The organism is Dolichospermum lemmermannii CS-548 (assembly GCF_028330815.1).
In the GTDB taxonomy this organism is placed as follows: domain Bacteria; phylum Cyanobacteriota; class Cyanobacteriia; order Cyanobacteriales; family Nostocaceae; genus Dolichospermum; species Dolichospermum lemmermannii.
Window position 1 is genome coordinate 1 of the sequence record NZ_JAQMTJ010000219.1, and the last position, 14,898, is coordinate 14,898.

The window sequence follows — 14,898 nt, forward strand, 5'->3', positions numbered from 1 at the left end:
CCAAAAATTAAGCAAATAAATCCCACAAATCATCAAAATCCCACAAATCATAGTTTAGACAATGATCAAGTTGGAAACACCCACCAAAAATTAAGCAAATAAATCCCACAAATCATCAAAATCCCACAAATCATAGTTTAGACAATGATCAAGTTGGAAACACCCACCAAAAATTAAGCAAATAAATCCCACAAATCATCAAAATCCTACAAATCATAGTTTAGACAATGATCAAGTTGGAAACACCCACCAAAAATTAAGCAAATAAATCCCACAAATCATCAAAATCCCACAAATCATAGTTTAGACAGGGAAATACTGGGTAAAAGTCGAGCTTGATTTTCAGCCAATTTATTATTTGCCATTGGTTGTAGACTTTCTTGTTGTAGAGTCTTTAACAAATCCACACTTTCAGTAAATAATTCTTCCACATTAATACCGCCGTAGCTGGGTAGATAACTGCGAAGACGATTACTACCTTCTCCTAAAAGAATCATTGCTCCTCTTAAATTATGATTACCCAGATGATACAGTCCCACGGCAATTTGGAGAATACCTTGATAAAAAGTTTTATCTGGTTCGATACTATCAATCCAGAGTGCTTCAAGAATGTCATGACAAGCGTAGAACTGTCCAGCATTGAACTGTTCTACACCTTGCCAAAACTCTTCAGACATGGTTTCGTTCATCCCATAGTATCCCGAACTTCTTTGATAGTCTCCATAGAGATTTCTTGTTTGTCGCAGGAAAACTCATTATCAGAGGTAAGGAATAGCATACAGTGACATTCTTTGCGTTCGCGCATGGGGACGCAAGGACAATTCCAAAAAGCGGCATTAACTTCGGCTTCCTTATCTTCGTAGTGACGACAAGGGCATAAAGGCGCACCGAGTTCATCTTTATGCTTGGCTAGTCCTTCGATCACAACTGCGGTAACAGAAGGTTCAGAACAGAAGTATGTTCCCGTCCGTTTGGCATATTGTTCGGAAAAATGCCGCATTGCTTCTAGGCTTTTATCGCTGGATTGTGAATTCACTTCTGATGTCACCATGGGCTGTGCTGTTGATAAATTTTAATGTTTCATTGCATTGTACATCAGGCTCAGTGCGAGAAATCGCCTGAAAATAAATTAAGAGCTTTTTGCAATTGGGGTTGTAGCTCTTGTTCGTTTTGGATAATGATACCGGGATATTCCCGATTAATGACAGTTTCTGCTGCTGAATCTGAATTTTGCCAGAGTACCCAACGACTACCCAGGGGTAAGGTGGATGTGGTAAAGGAGTTTTGTGTCAGCCAAATTAGGGGACAGTTATCCGGTGGTAAGCTGTTTTTCTCGATAGGGTTGGTGGCTGCTAAGGTTTCCAAAACTGCGATATTGCCTGTAATTAAACCTGTAGCTGATGTCCATAATTGTACTTGCAGTTGTTGCTGTTGGGCATAAAAATACAAGGAAGCAGCGGTAATTACGGCTTGTTCAAATAATTCTTGTTGCCACTGGAAGGAACTATCTATGGCAATAATAATTTCTTGTCCCCCGGTAATTACTTCTAATTCCCGCACTCGTAATTCTCCATAACGGGCGCTTGTCCGCCAATGAATCAATCGGGTAGGATCACCTATACGATAGGGACGCAGCGATCGCACTAATCCCGTTGTTGCCATTTGTAAAGGTTTACCACGAGGATCTCCCCGTTGGCTGTCATCTTGTCCGATTTCATCAATTAAAGGGCAGCTAGTCAGGGGTAAGACGGTGGGATAAACAATTGCCCTAGCTTCACACTGACGGGGACGACGACACCAAAACAAACCCCAAGGCGCACCCGTAGCTAATTCTACCGTATGCCAGCGGTAAAGGCCTCGCTGTTGGGTAGGGTGATAATATACCCAGCGATAACTATCCTGTGGTGGAATAGATTCAATACTTTGCTGGACTGGCTGACCAAAAATAAATGGGAGAATGTCTCTAACTTGTAATAAAGTCGCCGATTGTTTTCTCTGATTGTGAATTTCTATCTCAATTTTTAGGTCATCACCTGCGGTTACTGGTTCAATGGGACGACGTTTGACAATTATACCCGCAAGCGATCGCGGTGCAACAAAACCGGATACACCCAAAAGAGCAAAACTGACTCCACTAATCACATACAGCCAGCCAGCCATGGTATTAATCCCTGCACCCAAATAACACACAGAAATTCCCGCCAATACCCAACCACCATAAGCAGGTGCAGCAGCATGGGTTTCCAGCCAATTATTGATTTTTTTGGTAATTTTCATCTTTCTTTTTTAGCTTAATTTGGGAAAGAGGGAACAGGGAACAGGGAACAGGCAAAAGAGCATGAATTTGTTGAATAATGCATGAATTTGTTGAATAATGATTGATAATTACTATATCTAAAAGTTCCCTTTCATCCATTACCACTGACAACTGACAACTGTACGGGCGAAGCATTTGGAGAACTATTTTTGGCAATGACCGATAATTTATCTTGCAAATGCTTCGCCCCTACTAACAACTGACAACTGTACGGGCGAAGCATTTGGAGAACTATTTTTGGTAATGACCGATAATTTATCTTCCAAATGCTTCGCCCCTACTAACAACTGACAACTGACAAATTACTAAAATTCAATCATGACTATCGCTAGTTCAAACGGTTCTAATCGCACACAATCTCCCTTGATTCCCGACTTAGCAGAAGCTATCACTGTCCGCCCAGACCGTAATACTCATGATGGCAAAGAACCACAAATACATCCACCATCTGAGGAAATCATGGATGAAATGATGGCAGCGGTGCGAACAATGATTATGGGAGTAGGAGAAGATCCTGAACGGGAAGGACTTCTGAAAACACCCAAGCGCGTAGCTAAGGCGATGAAGTTTCTTACCAGTGGCTATAATCAATCTTTAGAAGACCTCATCAATGGTGCTATTTTTGATGAAGGACATGATGAAATGGTGTTAGTTAGAGATATTAACTTCTTTAGCCTATGCGAACATCATATGTTGCCATTTATGGGTAGAGCGCACGTGGCTTATATTCCCAATCAAAAAGTGGTGGGATTAAGTAAACTAGCACGGATTGTGGAAATGTATTCTCGCCGGTTACAAGTCCAAGAAAGACTAACTCGACAAATTGCTGAAGCACTGCAAACCGTTCTCGAACCTAAAGGTGTTGCTGTCGTCATGGAAGCCAGTCATATGTGCATGGTAATGCGTGGAGTGCAAAAACCTGGTTCTTGGACAGTTACCAGTTCAATGGTAGGAGTATTCCAGGAAGAACAGAAAACCCGTGAAGAATTCTTCAGCTTGATTCGTCACCAACCGTCATTCTTTTAATGAGGGAACAGGGAACAGGGAACAGGGAACGGGGAACAGGGAGCAGGGAACAGATTTTTTCAACTGACAACTGACAACTGTACGGGCGAAGCATTTGGAGAACTATTTTTGGCAATGACCGATAATTTATCTTCCAAATGCTTCGCCCCTACTGGCAACTGACAACTGTACGGGCGAAGCATTTGGAGAACTATTTTTGGCAATGACCAATAATTTATCTTCCAAATGCTTCGCCCCTACTGACAACTGACAACTGACCAATTACCTATTCCCCAGATTTTGAAATAATAGAGCTACTTTGTCTAAATCTTTGTTACCTGGTGAGTGTTCGACACCACTGGATAAATCAATACCATGGGGGTTAATTTGACTTAAAGCAGTCAAAATATTATCTGGTGTGAGTCCTCCGGCTAAGAACCAAGGAAGAGAGGGGCTAAATTCCTGATTTAACATTGGCCAATCTAGGGTTTGTCCTGTTCCTCCTAGGTGTTGGGGATGGTAGGCATCAAGTAGTAGGGTATCTACATAATCTATATAATGCGTGGTGGTTTGTAGATGCTCTAAACTGCGGACTCGTATAGCTTTAATAATTTCTACTTGGGGTAGGAATTGACGTAATTGGTGGCAAAATTCTGGTGTTTCGTCTCCATGTAGCTGGACACCAGTTAAACCAGACTTTTTAACTATTTGAGTAATTTCGGAAATAGTGGTGTTAGCAAAAACGCCGATTTTATCAATATTTGGGGAAATTGGAGCGATAGCTGCCTGAATTTGAGCTATATTAACGTAGCGAGGGGAACTGGGAACACAGATAAATCCTAGCGCTGTTGCACCCAGGGAAGTTATAGCTAGAGACTGCTCTGGTTGAGTAATACCGCAAATTTTAACCCGAATTTTCATCTGAAAAGTTACAAATAATCACAAAAGTATCTTAATTCAAGTTAAAAACTTTTGCTTTGTCCTTAGTAATTTTATAATTCGGTAGGATTATATTCATTTTTTCAATCAGGAGAACACACTTTCATGTTATCAGTTTTATTAGCCGCAGCATCCGTTCCTGTTACACCAGTGTGGAGTCCTACAGTCGGTATCATTATCAGCGCCAGCAGCGCAGTTGTACTTTTATTCACTTTTGCACTCAAATCTGCTAAAGTCGGACCAAGGATGCCTGTATTACCTGTGAGTGTACCAGGATTCATTGGGGCAATGGCTTTTGGTCATGTGATTGGTATTGGTATTGTGTTAGGACTAACTAATATTGGTCGCTTGTAAGTTCGATTTCATCCTCTCTTGCTATAGAGAGTAAAAATTCAGCGGTAGGTAAAAATTAAATTACTTACCGCTAATGTCCTAACCACTTTGCTGGTTGACATAATTAAGTTTAAATCAAAATTGAATAGTAAATATTTTCCAGTTAAATTTTTATTGATCCTATTGGTAGCAATTAGCATTTTTTTTAGATTTACTGATCTGTCTCATAATTAAGGACTAGCTGAAAAAGAACCGCAGCAAACACCTTTGTATTTTATTATATTAAGATTTTGGACGCAAATATTTGGTAATTCTATGGCAGTAATTAGAAGTTGTTCAGCTTTTTTTAGCTTAGAAAATATTGACTCGTCTGTTTTATTTAAGATTGAATAATTATTTGACAATTTTTGGTTTTTGAGGAATTAAATTGTCAGAATAATTGACCGCAGATAAACGCAGATAAACGCAGATAAAGACGGATGAATTAATGGATTTTATGATTCTGTGCAAATATAGATCCGAAAACCAATAAAATCGTTAGGATATTAATGGGGTTCAGGATTTTGTTGAAGGTATTGAAAAACTAGATAAATTGATGTTATGCAAACTAATTGGCAAATAGGTTCTTTATTTGGCATTCCTTTATTTTTAGACCCCTTATGGTTTGTAATTTTGGGGTTAACTACTCTGAATTTTGGATTTGCTTACCAACAATGGGGGACTGTCGCGGGTTGGAGTGCTGGTTTGATTATGGCACTGTTGTTATTTGCTTCGGTGCTACTGCATGAGTTGGGACATAGCTTGGTGGCACAGTCCCAAGGAATTAAGGTGAATTCTATTACTTTGTTTTTGTTTGGGGGAGTTGCGGCCATCGAGGAGGAATCAAAAACTCCTGGTAAAGCTTTTCAAGTAGCGATCGCTGGACCTGCGGTAAGTGTTATCCTATTTTTCTTACTGCGTCTAATAGCGAGTGTTATTCCTGATAGTAATCCTTTGCATGAAATGATGGGAGATTTATCAAGAATTAACTTAGTTGTGGCTTTATTTAATTTAATTCCTGGTTTACCTTTGGACGGGGGACAGGTGTTAAAAGCGGCTTTGTGGAAAATTACAGGCGATCGCTTTAAAGCTGTACACTGGGCAGCAAAAGCCGGACAAATTTTAGGTTATAGTGCGATCGCTTTGGGATTTGCCATTGATTTCTTCACCAGAGAATTTATCACGGGTTTATGGATTGTTTTGATCGGTTGGTTTGCGGTTCGGAATGCTAACAGTTATGACCGGGTAACTACATTACAAGAAACTTTACTAAAGTTAGTAGTATCTGATGGTATGACTCGTAATTTTCGGGTAGTTGATGCTAATCAAACATTGCGAGAATTCGCTGATTCTTATCTTTTAGAAACCACTACACCAGAAGTTTATTTTGCGGCTGCTGATGGTCGTTATCGCGGTTTAGTTAATATTAATGATTTGCGAACTACCCAAAGAAGTGAATGGGAAACCCAAACTTTACAAACTATTGTTCATCCCCTAAATACAATTCCTACTGTTGTTGAATCTACTTCTTTAGCAGAGGTAATTAAGAAATTAGAAACTGAACAATTACCTCAGATTACTGTTCTTTCTCCTGCGGATGCTGTTGCTGGTGTCATTGATAGAGGGGATATTGTCCAAGCATTAGCACAAAGGTTAAATTTGCCAATTACTGCTGCGGAAATTAAACGCATCAAGGAAGAAGGGAGTTTTCCTCTAGGTTTACAATTAGGGGTAATAGCGAAGTCTGTAGAAAAATGAAATTGTCAGAATCAGGATGTCCAGGATTTGAGGATGTTCAGGATGAATGATTTTTGATGGTTAGGAAATTTTGGAAATTGTCAGAATCAGGATATCCAGGATTTGAGGATGTTCAGGATGAATAAATAGAACATCTTGTTAATCTTTAAATCCTCTAAATCCTGATGATAAAAATTAATGCTATAATCAACAAATAACTACTTGGTATCATATTATGATGATTACTCAAGAATTAGAATGTCAAGAAAACATCTCTCAAGATATAATTTTTCCTCCCAGTGATTTATATAGTAATGAACCTCCCGTGGAAACAGAACTACATCTGAGACAAATAATTCTCCTTTTCAAATGAAAAAGGACATTTATGGAGTCGTCAGCTAGGTTTATATTTGGGAATTTATGAGGGTTTATTACGGTATTTTACACCAGAAGGAAAGCTAGTTTTTACCCCTGAAGAAACCGCAGAACGTTTAGCAGCAAAGTTGCGATAACTAAATATTGACCCAGAAACAATTTAAAATGTAGGTTGGGTTAAGCTGCATCGCAACCAAAGTTTTGATAATGTAACAATGTTGGGTTTCCTTGCGTCAACCCAACCTACGTAAATTAATGAAAATGACTTTAATTAATGCTATATCAATAGCTAACTATTAGTAAGTTATGCCCTGCTGCCTCTTTGGAATAATCCCCACAAATAAATGGCAATAATTGCCCCAAGAACTGCCACTATTACCCCAGGAATACTTAAAGATGCCGATGTTAGTTGTAAAGTCCCTGTGCGGAGAAGAGTAAATAAAGTACCACCGATAAAAGCACCAACAATACCTAAGATCATGGTGGATATCATCCCCCCACCTTGATAACCAGGATAGATTGATTTGGCAATTACACCAGCTAATAGTCCCAAAATTATCCAAGTAATAATATTCATTGATTGCCTCAAAAAATTGACTTAGGTTATGTCAAATTTATCAAAGCTTAATATTATTTATTTCTACCTAATGACATAAACTGTATAAATCAAAAGGTATGTAGTTTTGTTCTTTTCATAAATCATCACTACATACCAATGCTAATTAAATAGAACGAGAGAATTTTGTCTCTCTAGTTCTTGTATGAGTATCGAAAACAACTGCAATATTTCTAACTAGCAATCTACCAATATCAGTAATATGGATTTCGTCTGCTAATACATTTACTAATCCATCCGCTTGTAGTGGTGCTAATTCTTTGAGTTCATAGCCAAAATATTTATCAAAATTGATATGATATTTCTGCTCAATCTCTGACTTATTTAACTGAAAGTGAGACATTATTGACATAATTACATCCCGTCTAATAATGTCATCTTGAGTGAGTTTAATGCCTTTACTGGTAGGAATTACACCTGCTGCAACTGCTTTGTAATAATCCTTTAATTCCTTGTGGTTTTGAGCATAGGCATCTTCTAACATACTAATAGATGTGGCACCGAAACCAAACAATTCCGTTTCCGCGTGGGTAGTATAACCTTGGAAATTACGTTTTAGTGTACCATGACGTTGAGCGATCGCTAATTCATTGTTATTTTTAGCAAAATGATCCATCCCAATAAACAGATACTCATTATTAGTTAATTCCTCAATCGTCATTTTGAGAATATCTAACTTTTCTTCTGCTCCCGGTAATGCGGCTTGGGGAATCATTTTTTGTACAGGTTTAATCCAAGGAACATAGGCAAAATTAAACACGACAATTCTATCAGCATCCAATGCCATTGTCTTGTGTAATGTTTCCCGAAAAGTGTCAAGAGTTTGATAAGGTAGACCATAAATTAAATCTACATTGACACTATCAAATTTAGCCTCCTTAATCCAACTCATCACATCAAAAAGTAGTGCTTCTGGTTGAATCCGATTCACCGCTGTTTGTACTTCTGGGTTAAAATCTTGAATCCCAAAACTAATGCGATTAAAGCCAATATCTCGCAAAAATAAGATATAGTCTCTAGTCACATAGCGGGGATTAATTTCAATGGATACTTCTGCATCTGAAGCAATTTGGAAATTACGGGTAATATTTTTCCATAGAAATTCTACTTGATCAAGTTCTAAATAATTCGGTGTACCTCCACCCCAATGAATCTGAAGGACTTTTCTATCTTTGTCAATTAAAGCTGAGGTATTTTTGATTTCCTGTTCCAAATGTTCTAGATATGGAATAGCCATTTTCTTGTTATTGGTAATCACGGTATTGCAACCGCAGAAATAACAAGCACTTTGGCAAAAAGGAATATGGAAATATAGGGATAGAGGTGTTTGTCTTTGATTGGAAGCGGTAATTGCAGATTGGAAATCTCTTGCAGTGAAATTTTCACTTAATTCCGTTGCTGGGGGATAACTCGTATATCGAGGAGCGCGAGTATCATACTTTTGAATTAGATCAAAATCAAACTTAACACCAGGTAATAGAAAAACCATTACAGCCTCCAATAAATGTGGGTATATGTCCTTGTAGGGGCGAAGCATTCGGCCGATAAACTATCGCTAAAACCATTAATTTTCAATCCGAATGCTTCGCCCTTACTAGTTGGGAATAATCACAATTAATTTTCCCAATTTAATGTTGTAATTTAGGATTTAGCTATTAGCAAATAGAATATTTTTATCCTATTTGTTTGTGGTTAGTATTATTTTTAACGAACCACAGAGGCACAGAGAACACAGAGGAAGAGAATAAATAGATGTTTGCATCTTGTTTAGGATTTTTATATAATTCATCATTGTCAAAATTAATTGGGTGATGAATTATATTTTTGTAAATGATGCAGAGACTCAAGTTAATTCGTTGTAAGTAGCTCTACCCAGAGCTTGGATTAAAATACTTTCCAACTCTTTAAGTATCTGCATATTTAGCTTGAAAGCATGGTTAGCTTCTGCCACAATTTTGTCAGTGGTTTTATCGTCAATAGATAGTTTATCTAATGCTTGACGATACTTTCCTTTGAAAGCCTGCTTGTCTGGAATTTGCTGAAAGTTGTAAAAGGATGTTCCTTCATGTCCAGACAGTTTTAAGGCTGACTGAGCAATTTTTTGTAGCATTTGCCCACCAGAAAGATCACCCAAATAACGAGTATAGGAATGAGCTAACAATAGTGCAGGTTCATGAGTAGAAATTTGTTGGATACGCGCAATATAAGCTTGAGCAGCGGGTGAAGGGGTGATGCGTTTGTGCCATTGATTCCCATAGTAAAATAACATATCTTGTTCTAGGGAAGATTGGCGATTTAGTTCGGGAAAATAGATCAAATTAATGACAGGATGCTGTTTATGTTTCTCAATTGCTGTTTCTAGTTCACTGTAAACAAAATAGAAATTCCTCAACAACTGAATAAAACAATCTCTATCTACAACTCCTTTGACAAAACATTTCATGAAACCCAGATTTTCTGAATCTGTATGTGCTTGTTGAGTTCCTACACGCAGTTTCATTGCCAAATCATTACTCATTCTTATTTCCTTCTTCTTTACGTGTCAGGGTTTGCCAATTTCAACGACTTGTTTATCAGTTCACCGTCGTTATGATCACAGAAAAATTGCTATTCTATGGGAATAGGGTTTTGAGAATAATTTCTCCAGCACAAATTACTACCGATGCAGATTTCGGCTAGTTTTACTGCTCCTGAAATCATTTAACTATTATTCTTTGTATAACTATAAGAGTATTCATATTTATTTATGGTTTCATAAATACATTTGTTTAGTAAATAGGTATTTAAACTATGGGAGAATTAAAGATAATTCAGTATTTTTGTAAGAATTAGTTTCAATAATTTAACTGATGACTAATAACAAATATTTATGCTTATATAATTTTAAGGCAGACAATGGTAAAGGGACTACTTATGGTTAAATCGTTCGATAAACCCCCACTTGATTTATCGAAATCAGGTGTAAAAGCACCAGTTCAAGAAACATTATTAACACCCCGTTTTTATACCACTGATTTTGACACAGTGGCAAAAATGGATATTTCTGGGTATGAAACGGAATTAAGGTCTGTAATTGACGAACTCAAGGCTGATTATAACCGTCATCACTTTGTGCGCGATGATGAATTTAAGCAAGGTTGGGATCACATTGTTGGTGAAAAACGACTGGCTTTCATTGACTTTTTAGAACGTTCTTGTACTTCAGAATTTTCCGGGTTTTTACTGTTTAAAGAATTATCTCGTCGTCTTAAAGACAGTAACGCTTTACTATCAGAAGCATTTGCTTATTTAGCGCGAGATGAAGCCCGTCATGCGGGATTTCTGAATAAGTCAATGGCAGATTTTAACCTTTCTCTTGACTTGAGTTATCTCACTAAAAATCGTACCTATACATTTTTCCCAATTGAGTGGGTTATTTACACAGTTTACCTATCAGAAAAAATAGGTTATTGGCGTTATATTTTAGTATTTCGTCACATGGAAAAAAATCCCGAATACCAGTTTTATCCCCTATTTCGGAAGTTTGAAAGCTGGTGTCAAGACGAGAATAGACACGGTGATTTTTTCAAAGCTTTGTTACGTTCTCAACCCCAATTATGGAATAATTGGAGATCTCGCTTATGGGTGCGGTTTTTCTTGATAACTGTGTTTGCTACCCACACTATGACAGTATTTGAAAGAGGTAATTTCTATGAAATATTAGGGATTCATCCTCGTCAATACAATACTCAAGTAGTTGAAGAAACTAACAAAACCGCAGCTAAAGCATTTCCAATTATTTTAAATACCAATCATCCCTATTTTTTCTGGTATTTAGAACAATGTGCTGTCTATAATCAGAAAATAATTGATCTCAATCAAATCAATGATTGGAAAATTGCGAAATTCATCCAAAAAATTCCCTTAACTCTAATGATTTTTTGGTATATGTTCAAGCTATTTCTGATTAAACCCATAGACACAGAAGCAACTCGTAAACAAGTTTGTTAATTAATCAATCAGATCCCCGACTTCTTAGAGAAGTCGGGGATCTAATCCTTATTTTTGACTCTTTAATGGAAATGGCGTATATTTTCCCCCCAATGCTTCAACAATAGCGCGGGTATTTGCTGCCATCATTTTTATATAAGTATCACCATTACTACCCTTTGCCCCAATAGAATCAGAAAAAAGTGGAGTTGGTGCTAATTTTACTCCGGCTTCTTCGGCTACTGTTTTAATTAAAGCTGGGTTAATTGTCGTTTCGGCAAAAATAGCGGGAACACCTATTTTTTTAACTGATTCAACTAACTTTTTTACAGTTTGGGCGCTTGGTTGTTCCTCCGTACTAATGCCAATTAAAGTTCCAGCGATCGCTATTTTATAAGCATTTCCGTAATATTGAAAAGCATCATGGGTAGTGATGAGTTTCCTTTTATCTGCGGGAATAGTTTGAATTTCTTGAATGATCCAAAGATGTAATTGTTGTAATTCATCAGTTAGCCTTTCGGCATTTTGAGTAAATTTTTCTTGATCTTCTGGTGACAATTCAATTAAACTATCTCGAATTGCTTTCACCATAGATATAACATTTTCTGCACTGCCCCAAACATGAGGATCTGGGATAATTTGCCCTTTACCTTTATCTAATTTCAAAGATTTAACAACTTCTCCCACAGCTATTTTTTTCGCTTTCCCTCCAGTCGCATTCATTAACTTAATAAGTCCCGGTTCTAAATTGTAACCGTTGTACAAAATCAAATTAGCTTTTTCCAAAACTCGACTATCTGCGGGTACAGGTTCGTAAACATGAGGGTCTGCACCTGGTTTGAGAATTCCCGTAATTTGTACTTCTTCTCCGCCAATTTCTTCAGCTAAATCAGCAATAATGGTACTAGTTGCTACAACCTTTGGCTGAGTATTTCCCTGGGGTTGGGAGTTGGGAGTACAACCCATTAAAGCCAAAGATAAGAAAATTCCTAGACAAAGGGGATTAAGTAAAGAGAACCTAACCCCCAACCCCTTCCCTCGCAGGGAAGGGGAGTAAGAATAAAAGCCTCTCTCCTCACAGGGGAGAGGTTTGGAGAGGGGTTTCAGTAATAAGTCATACATTGTATTCAGCATTAGTTTCATTTATCTCAGTGATTACTTCTAATTATAGATATTCTCATATTTCTCTCATTTTTATGGTAAGCTCGAAAAATAAGTATTTTAACTAGGGTTATGCAAAACGTTTCTTTTTACCAAAAATTTAGTTTATCTCCCAAAAATCAAGTAGATATACTGACACAAGTTATTAAATCCATTGACATGAATTCCTCAACAGCAATTAACATCACTAATGTAGGCGTACATTACCGCACACAAGAAGCATTGAGAGACGTTAATTGCACAATTAAGCCAGGAAGAATCACAGGCATTTTTGGACCAAATGGGGCTGGTAAAAGTACATTAATGAAAGCCCTTTTGGGATTAGTTCCCATGAGTAGTGGTCAAGTTTTATACGATAACAAGCCTTTAATGCAGCAACTAGAAAAAGTTGCATACATACCACAACGTAGCCAAATTGACTGGAATTACCCCGCTACCGTGTGGGATGTCGTCATGATGGGGCGTGTCAAAAAAACAGGATGGTTACGGAGTTTTTCCACAGTTAGCCGCCAAATCGCCAAACAAGCATTAGAACGAGTCGGAATAGGAGAATTAAAAAATCGCCCCATTGGTGAACTTTCAGGAGGACAACAACAACGGGTATTTTTAGCCAGGGCTTTAACTCAAGAAGCAGAAATTTTCTGTTTTGATGAACCATTTGTAGGGATAGATCAAAAAACCCAAGCTATCATATTTGAAGTCTTTCAAGAACTAGCAAAAAATAATAAAATCGTCTTAGTAGTTAATCATGATTTAGGGGAATCAATCACCCATTTTGATGATTTAATCTTACTTAATTGTGAATTAATTGCCACAGGTTCACGCCAACAAGTCTTAACAGAAGAAAACTTATATCGAGCTTATAGTGGCAAAGTTATGTACTTTTCCGACGCAGCATAATAACGGCTAATACCAAATTAAAATGAAGGTGCATAGAATAAAAAATCAAGAATAATTGAACGCAGATAAACGCAGATAAACGCGGATGAATTAATTGATTTTATAATTCAATACAGTTCAGTTAAGAATTTGTTCCTCTCTTGTCTCTGTGTCCTCTGTGCCTCTGTGGTTCGTTTTAAAAAAGATTTTTAGGCTTAACTGAATCGTCGTGTTTTATAATTCTGTGCAGCATCACATAAAATTGGTATTTTCTTCCTCTCTTCCTTCGCTTACTATCTCTAACGAGACGCTTCGCTATCGCTCCTTCGTGGTTCATTTTCATCTATGCTTCAAGCACTAATAGAACCGTTGCAATATGGCTTCATGCAGCGTTCCTTAATCATCGCCATATTAGTAGGCTTACTGTGTGCCATTGTCGGTAGTTATTTAATGGTACAACGCCTAGCATTGCTGGGAGATGCTATTAGTCATTCAGTCTTACCAGGGCTTGCTATAGCCTTTATGATCGGTGCTAATATCTTTGTCGGGGCATTTATTGCTGGTGTTTTAAGTACAATGGCTATAGCGGTAATTAAAACTCGATCTCCCATTAAAGAAGATGCTGCTATGGGCATAGTTTTTTCTGCTTTTTTTGCTCTGGGAGTTACTTTAATTACAGTCATTCAAAAAGATAATAAAATTGATTTGAATCATTTTCTTTTTGGCAATATTTTGGGCGTAACCGGGGACGAAGTAAGAGACACAGCTATTATTGCAGCTATTGTTTTAATAGTAGTTTTTCTATTATATAAAGAACTGTTATTTTACACCTTTGATCCTTTGGGCGCACAAGCTGCGGGTTTACCAGTCAATCGTTTAAACTTTGGTTTAATGTTGTTAATTGCTTTAACAATTGTTGCCAGTATGAAAGCTGTGGGCGTAATTTTAGTATTATCACTTTTAATTACTCCTGGTGCAACTGCTTATTTATTGGTGAAACGTTTACATGAAGTGATGATTTTAGGGGCGGTAATTGGGGTGATTTCTAGTATTAGCGGAATGTATCTCAGCTACTTTTATAATTTACCTTCTGGTCCGGCGATTGTGTTAGTGGTTTCGGGTTTATTTACATTGGCTTTGTTGTTTAGTCCTCGACATGGAATTTTGATTCCTAGTGTGAATAGGAAATAGAAAGTCTGGCGATTCAATCGCCAGAAATAAAGTTTAAAGAGTTTAAAATGTGAAATTAGAGTTAATCTTAATTACATTGTACCAACTCTGAAGGAATATTAATTGCTCGATCTAAACCTCTAGCATTTATCCACCCTATACTATAAATCCATTTAATTTCTTGAAGGTCGGCACCGCTGAGGTCGGCACCGCTGAGGTCGGCACGGGTGAGGTCGGCACGGCTGAGGTCGGCACCGCTGAGGTCGGCACCGCTGAGGTAGGCACCGCTGAGGTAGGCACCGCTGAGGTAGGCACCGCTGAGGTAGGCACCGCTGAGGTAGGCACCGCTGAGGTAGGC

16 protein-coding genes and 1 pseudogene are annotated in these 14,898 nt (G+C 37.7%); 7 read left to right on the forward strand and 10 right to left on the reverse strand.

The genetic code is table 11. From position 1 onward, the window contains the following. Window positions 1–296: 296 nt before the first annotated feature. The 4 genes from PN450_RS14480 to PN450_RS14495 are packed head-to-tail and all read right to left on the reverse strand — an operon-like array spanning window position 297 to window position 2,452. Window positions 297–689 (reverse strand): DUF309 domain-containing protein, encoded by a 393-nt coding sequence (locus PN450_RS14480; protein WP_271836744.1) that lies wholly within the window; start codon window positions 687–689, stop codon window positions 297–299. Beyond that, complete coding sequence (locus PN450_RS14485; protein ID WP_015078310.1) at window positions 686–1,051, reverse strand: ferredoxin thioredoxin reductase catalytic beta subunit; 366 nt, start codon at window positions 1,049–1,051, stop codon at window positions 686–688. The genes PN450_RS14480 and PN450_RS14485 overlap by 4 nt, the downstream gene beginning before the upstream one ends. Window positions 1,052–1,101: 50 nt before the next feature. Further along, window positions 1,102–2,277 (reverse strand): DUF58 domain-containing protein, encoded by a 1,176-nt coding sequence (locus PN450_RS14490; protein WP_271836745.1) that lies wholly within the window; start codon window positions 2,275–2,277, stop codon window positions 1,102–1,104. Then, window positions 2,252–2,452 carry a hypothetical protein gene (locus PN450_RS14495; protein WP_271836746.1) on the reverse strand — a complete coding sequence of 67 codons (201 nt, stop codon included), beginning with the start codon at window positions 2,450–2,452 and terminating at the stop codon, window positions 2,252–2,254. The genes PN450_RS14490 and PN450_RS14495 overlap by 26 nt, the downstream gene beginning before the upstream one ends. A 183-nt stretch (window positions 2,453–2,635) precedes the next feature. On the opposite strand from PN450_RS14495, the gene folE reads away from it, so the two are divergent. Then, the gene (gene folE / locus PN450_RS14500; RefSeq protein WP_271836747.1) at window positions 2,636–3,343 is read left to right on the forward strand and encodes a GTP cyclohydrolase I FolE; all 708 of its coding nucleotides are present in this window, start codon (window positions 2,636–2,638) and stop codon (window positions 3,341–3,343) included. Between the two features lie 261 nt (window positions 3,344–3,604). Here the strand turns inward: folE and PN450_RS14505 are convergent, their stop codons facing one another. Beyond that, on the reverse strand, window positions 3,605–4,237 hold the full coding sequence (locus PN450_RS14505) for a phosphoribosylanthranilate isomerase (protein ID WP_148766929.1): 633 nt from the start codon (window positions 4,235–4,237) through the stop codon (window positions 3,605–3,607). Window positions 4,238–4,366: 129 nt separating this feature from the next. On the opposite strand from PN450_RS14505, the gene psaK reads away from it, so the two are divergent. The 3 genes and pseudogenes from psaK to PN450_RS14520 all read left to right on the forward strand — a co-directional run bounded on the left by psaK (window position 4,367) and on the right by PN450_RS14520 (window position 6,882). Then, window positions 4,367–4,615, forward strand: a complete 249-nt coding sequence (gene psaK, locus PN450_RS14510) for a photosystem I reaction center subunit PsaK (protein ID WP_015079149.1) — start codon at window positions 4,367–4,369, stop codon at window positions 4,613–4,615. Between the two features lie 579 nt (window positions 4,616–5,194). Beyond that, entirely contained in the window at window positions 5,195–6,391 is a 1,197-nt protein-coding gene (locus tag PN450_RS14515) for a site-2 protease family protein (protein WP_148762928.1), read from the forward strand. Between the two features lie 214 nt (window positions 6,392–6,605). Further along, a pseudogene (locus PN450_RS14520) lies at window positions 6,606–6,882 on the forward strand (hypothetical protein). A 167-nt stretch (window positions 6,883–7,049) separates the two neighbouring features. Here the strand turns inward: PN450_RS14520 and PN450_RS14525 are convergent. The 3 genes from PN450_RS14525 to PN450_RS14535 all read right to left on the reverse strand — a co-directional run bounded on the left by PN450_RS14525 (window position 7,050) and on the right by PN450_RS14535 (window position 9,879). Next, window positions 7,050–7,322, reverse strand: coding sequence for a GlsB/YeaQ/YmgE family stress response membrane protein (locus PN450_RS14525; RefSeq protein ID WP_148762930.1), 273 nt, complete (start codon window positions 7,320–7,322; stop codon window positions 7,050–7,052). 145 nt (window positions 7,323–7,467) lie between these two features. Beyond that, a complete protein-coding gene (hemN, locus tag PN450_RS14530) occupies window positions 7,468–8,850 on the reverse strand; it encodes an oxygen-independent coproporphyrinogen III oxidase (RefSeq protein WP_271836748.1) in 1,383 nt (460 codons plus the stop codon). A gap of 354 nt (window positions 8,851–9,204) precedes the next feature. After that, window positions 9,205–9,879, reverse strand: coding sequence for a biliverdin-producing heme oxygenase (locus PN450_RS14535; protein WP_271836749.1), 675 nt, complete (start codon window positions 9,877–9,879; stop codon window positions 9,205–9,207). 395 nt (window positions 9,880–10,274) lie between these two features. Here PN450_RS14535 and acsF point away from each other — a divergent pair, with 395 nt between their 5' ends. Then, the gene (acsF, locus tag PN450_RS14540) at window positions 10,275–11,351 is read left to right on the forward strand and encodes a magnesium-protoporphyrin IX monomethyl ester (oxidative) cyclase (RefSeq protein WP_271823270.1); all 1,077 of its coding nucleotides are present in this window, start codon (window positions 10,275–10,277) and stop codon (window positions 11,349–11,351) included. Window positions 11,352–11,399: 48 nt separating this feature from the next. Here acsF and PN450_RS14545 read toward each other — a convergent pair whose 3' ends face one another. After that, window positions 11,400–12,296, reverse strand: a complete 897-nt coding sequence (locus PN450_RS14545) for a metal ABC transporter substrate-binding protein (RefSeq protein WP_271836752.1) — start codon at window positions 12,294–12,296, stop codon at window positions 11,400–11,402. A 267-nt stretch (window positions 12,297–12,563) separates the two neighbouring features. Here PN450_RS14545 and PN450_RS14550 point away from each other — a divergent pair, with 267 nt between their 5' ends. Next, window positions 12,564–13,391, forward strand: a complete 828-nt coding sequence (locus tag PN450_RS14550) for a metal ABC transporter ATP-binding protein (protein WP_271836750.1) — start codon at window positions 12,564–12,566, stop codon at window positions 13,389–13,391. Between the two features lie 324 nt (window positions 13,392–13,715). Beyond that, the gene (locus PN450_RS14555) at window positions 13,716–14,561 is read left to right on the forward strand and encodes a metal ABC transporter permease (RefSeq protein ID WP_148762938.1); all 846 of its coding nucleotides are present in this window, start codon (window positions 13,716–13,718) and stop codon (window positions 14,559–14,561) included. A gap of 67 nt (window positions 14,562–14,628) precedes the next feature. On the opposite strand, the gene PN450_RS14560 is transcribed toward PN450_RS14555, so the two are convergent. Next, on the reverse strand, window positions 14,629–14,898 hold a 270-nt coding region (locus tag PN450_RS14560), incomplete at its 5' end, for a pentapeptide repeat-containing protein (RefSeq protein ID WP_271836751.1).

Coding starts and splice junctions, on each gene's coding strand:
- PN450_RS14535 (WP_271836749.1), bottom strand. CDS start 9,879: ATGAGTAATGATTTGGCAATGAAACTGCGTGTAGGAACTCAACAAGCA.
- PN450_RS14490 (WP_271836745.1), bottom strand. CDS start 2,277: ATGAAAATTACCAAAAAAATCAATAATTGGCTGGAAACCCATGCTGCT.
- psaK (WP_015079149.1), top strand. CDS start 4,367: ATGTTATCAGTTTTATTAGCCGCAGCATCCGTTCCTGTTACACCAGTG.
- PN450_RS14495 (WP_271836746.1), bottom strand. CDS start 2,452: ATGCTTCGCCCGTACAGTTGTCAGTTGTCAGTGGTAATGGATGAAAGG.
- PN450_RS14525 (WP_148762930.1), bottom strand. CDS start 7,322: ATGAATATTATTACTTGGATAATTTTGGGACTATTAGCTGGTGTAATT.
- PN450_RS14515 (WP_148762928.1), top strand. CDS start 5,195: ATGCAAACTAATTGGCAAATAGGTTCTTTATTTGGCATTCCTTTATTT.
- PN450_RS14480 (WP_271836744.1), bottom strand. CDS start 689: ATGAACGAAACCATGTCTGAAGAGTTTTGGCAAGGTGTAGAACAGTTC.
- PN450_RS14550 (WP_271836750.1), top strand. CDS start 12,564: ATGCAAAACGTTTCTTTTTACCAAAAATTTAGTTTATCTCCCAAAAAT.
- PN450_RS14545 (WP_271836752.1), bottom strand. CDS start 12,296: ATGGGTTGTACTCCCAACTCCCAACCCCAGGGAAATACTCAGCCAAAG.
- acsF (WP_271823270.1), top strand. CDS start 10,275: ATGGTTAAATCGTTCGATAAACCCCCACTTGATTTATCGAAATCAGGT.
- PN450_RS14555 (WP_148762938.1), top strand. CDS start 13,716: ATGCTTCAAGCACTAATAGAACCGTTGCAATATGGCTTCATGCAGCGT.
- folE (WP_271836747.1), top strand. CDS start 2,636: ATGACTATCGCTAGTTCAAACGGTTCTAATCGCACACAATCTCCCTTG.
- PN450_RS14485 (WP_015078310.1), bottom strand. CDS start 1,051: ATGGTGACATCAGAAGTGAATTCACAATCCAGCGATAAAAGCCTAGAA.
- hemN (WP_271836748.1), bottom strand. CDS start 8,850: ATGGTTTTTCTATTACCTGGTGTTAAGTTTGATTTTGATCTAATTCAA.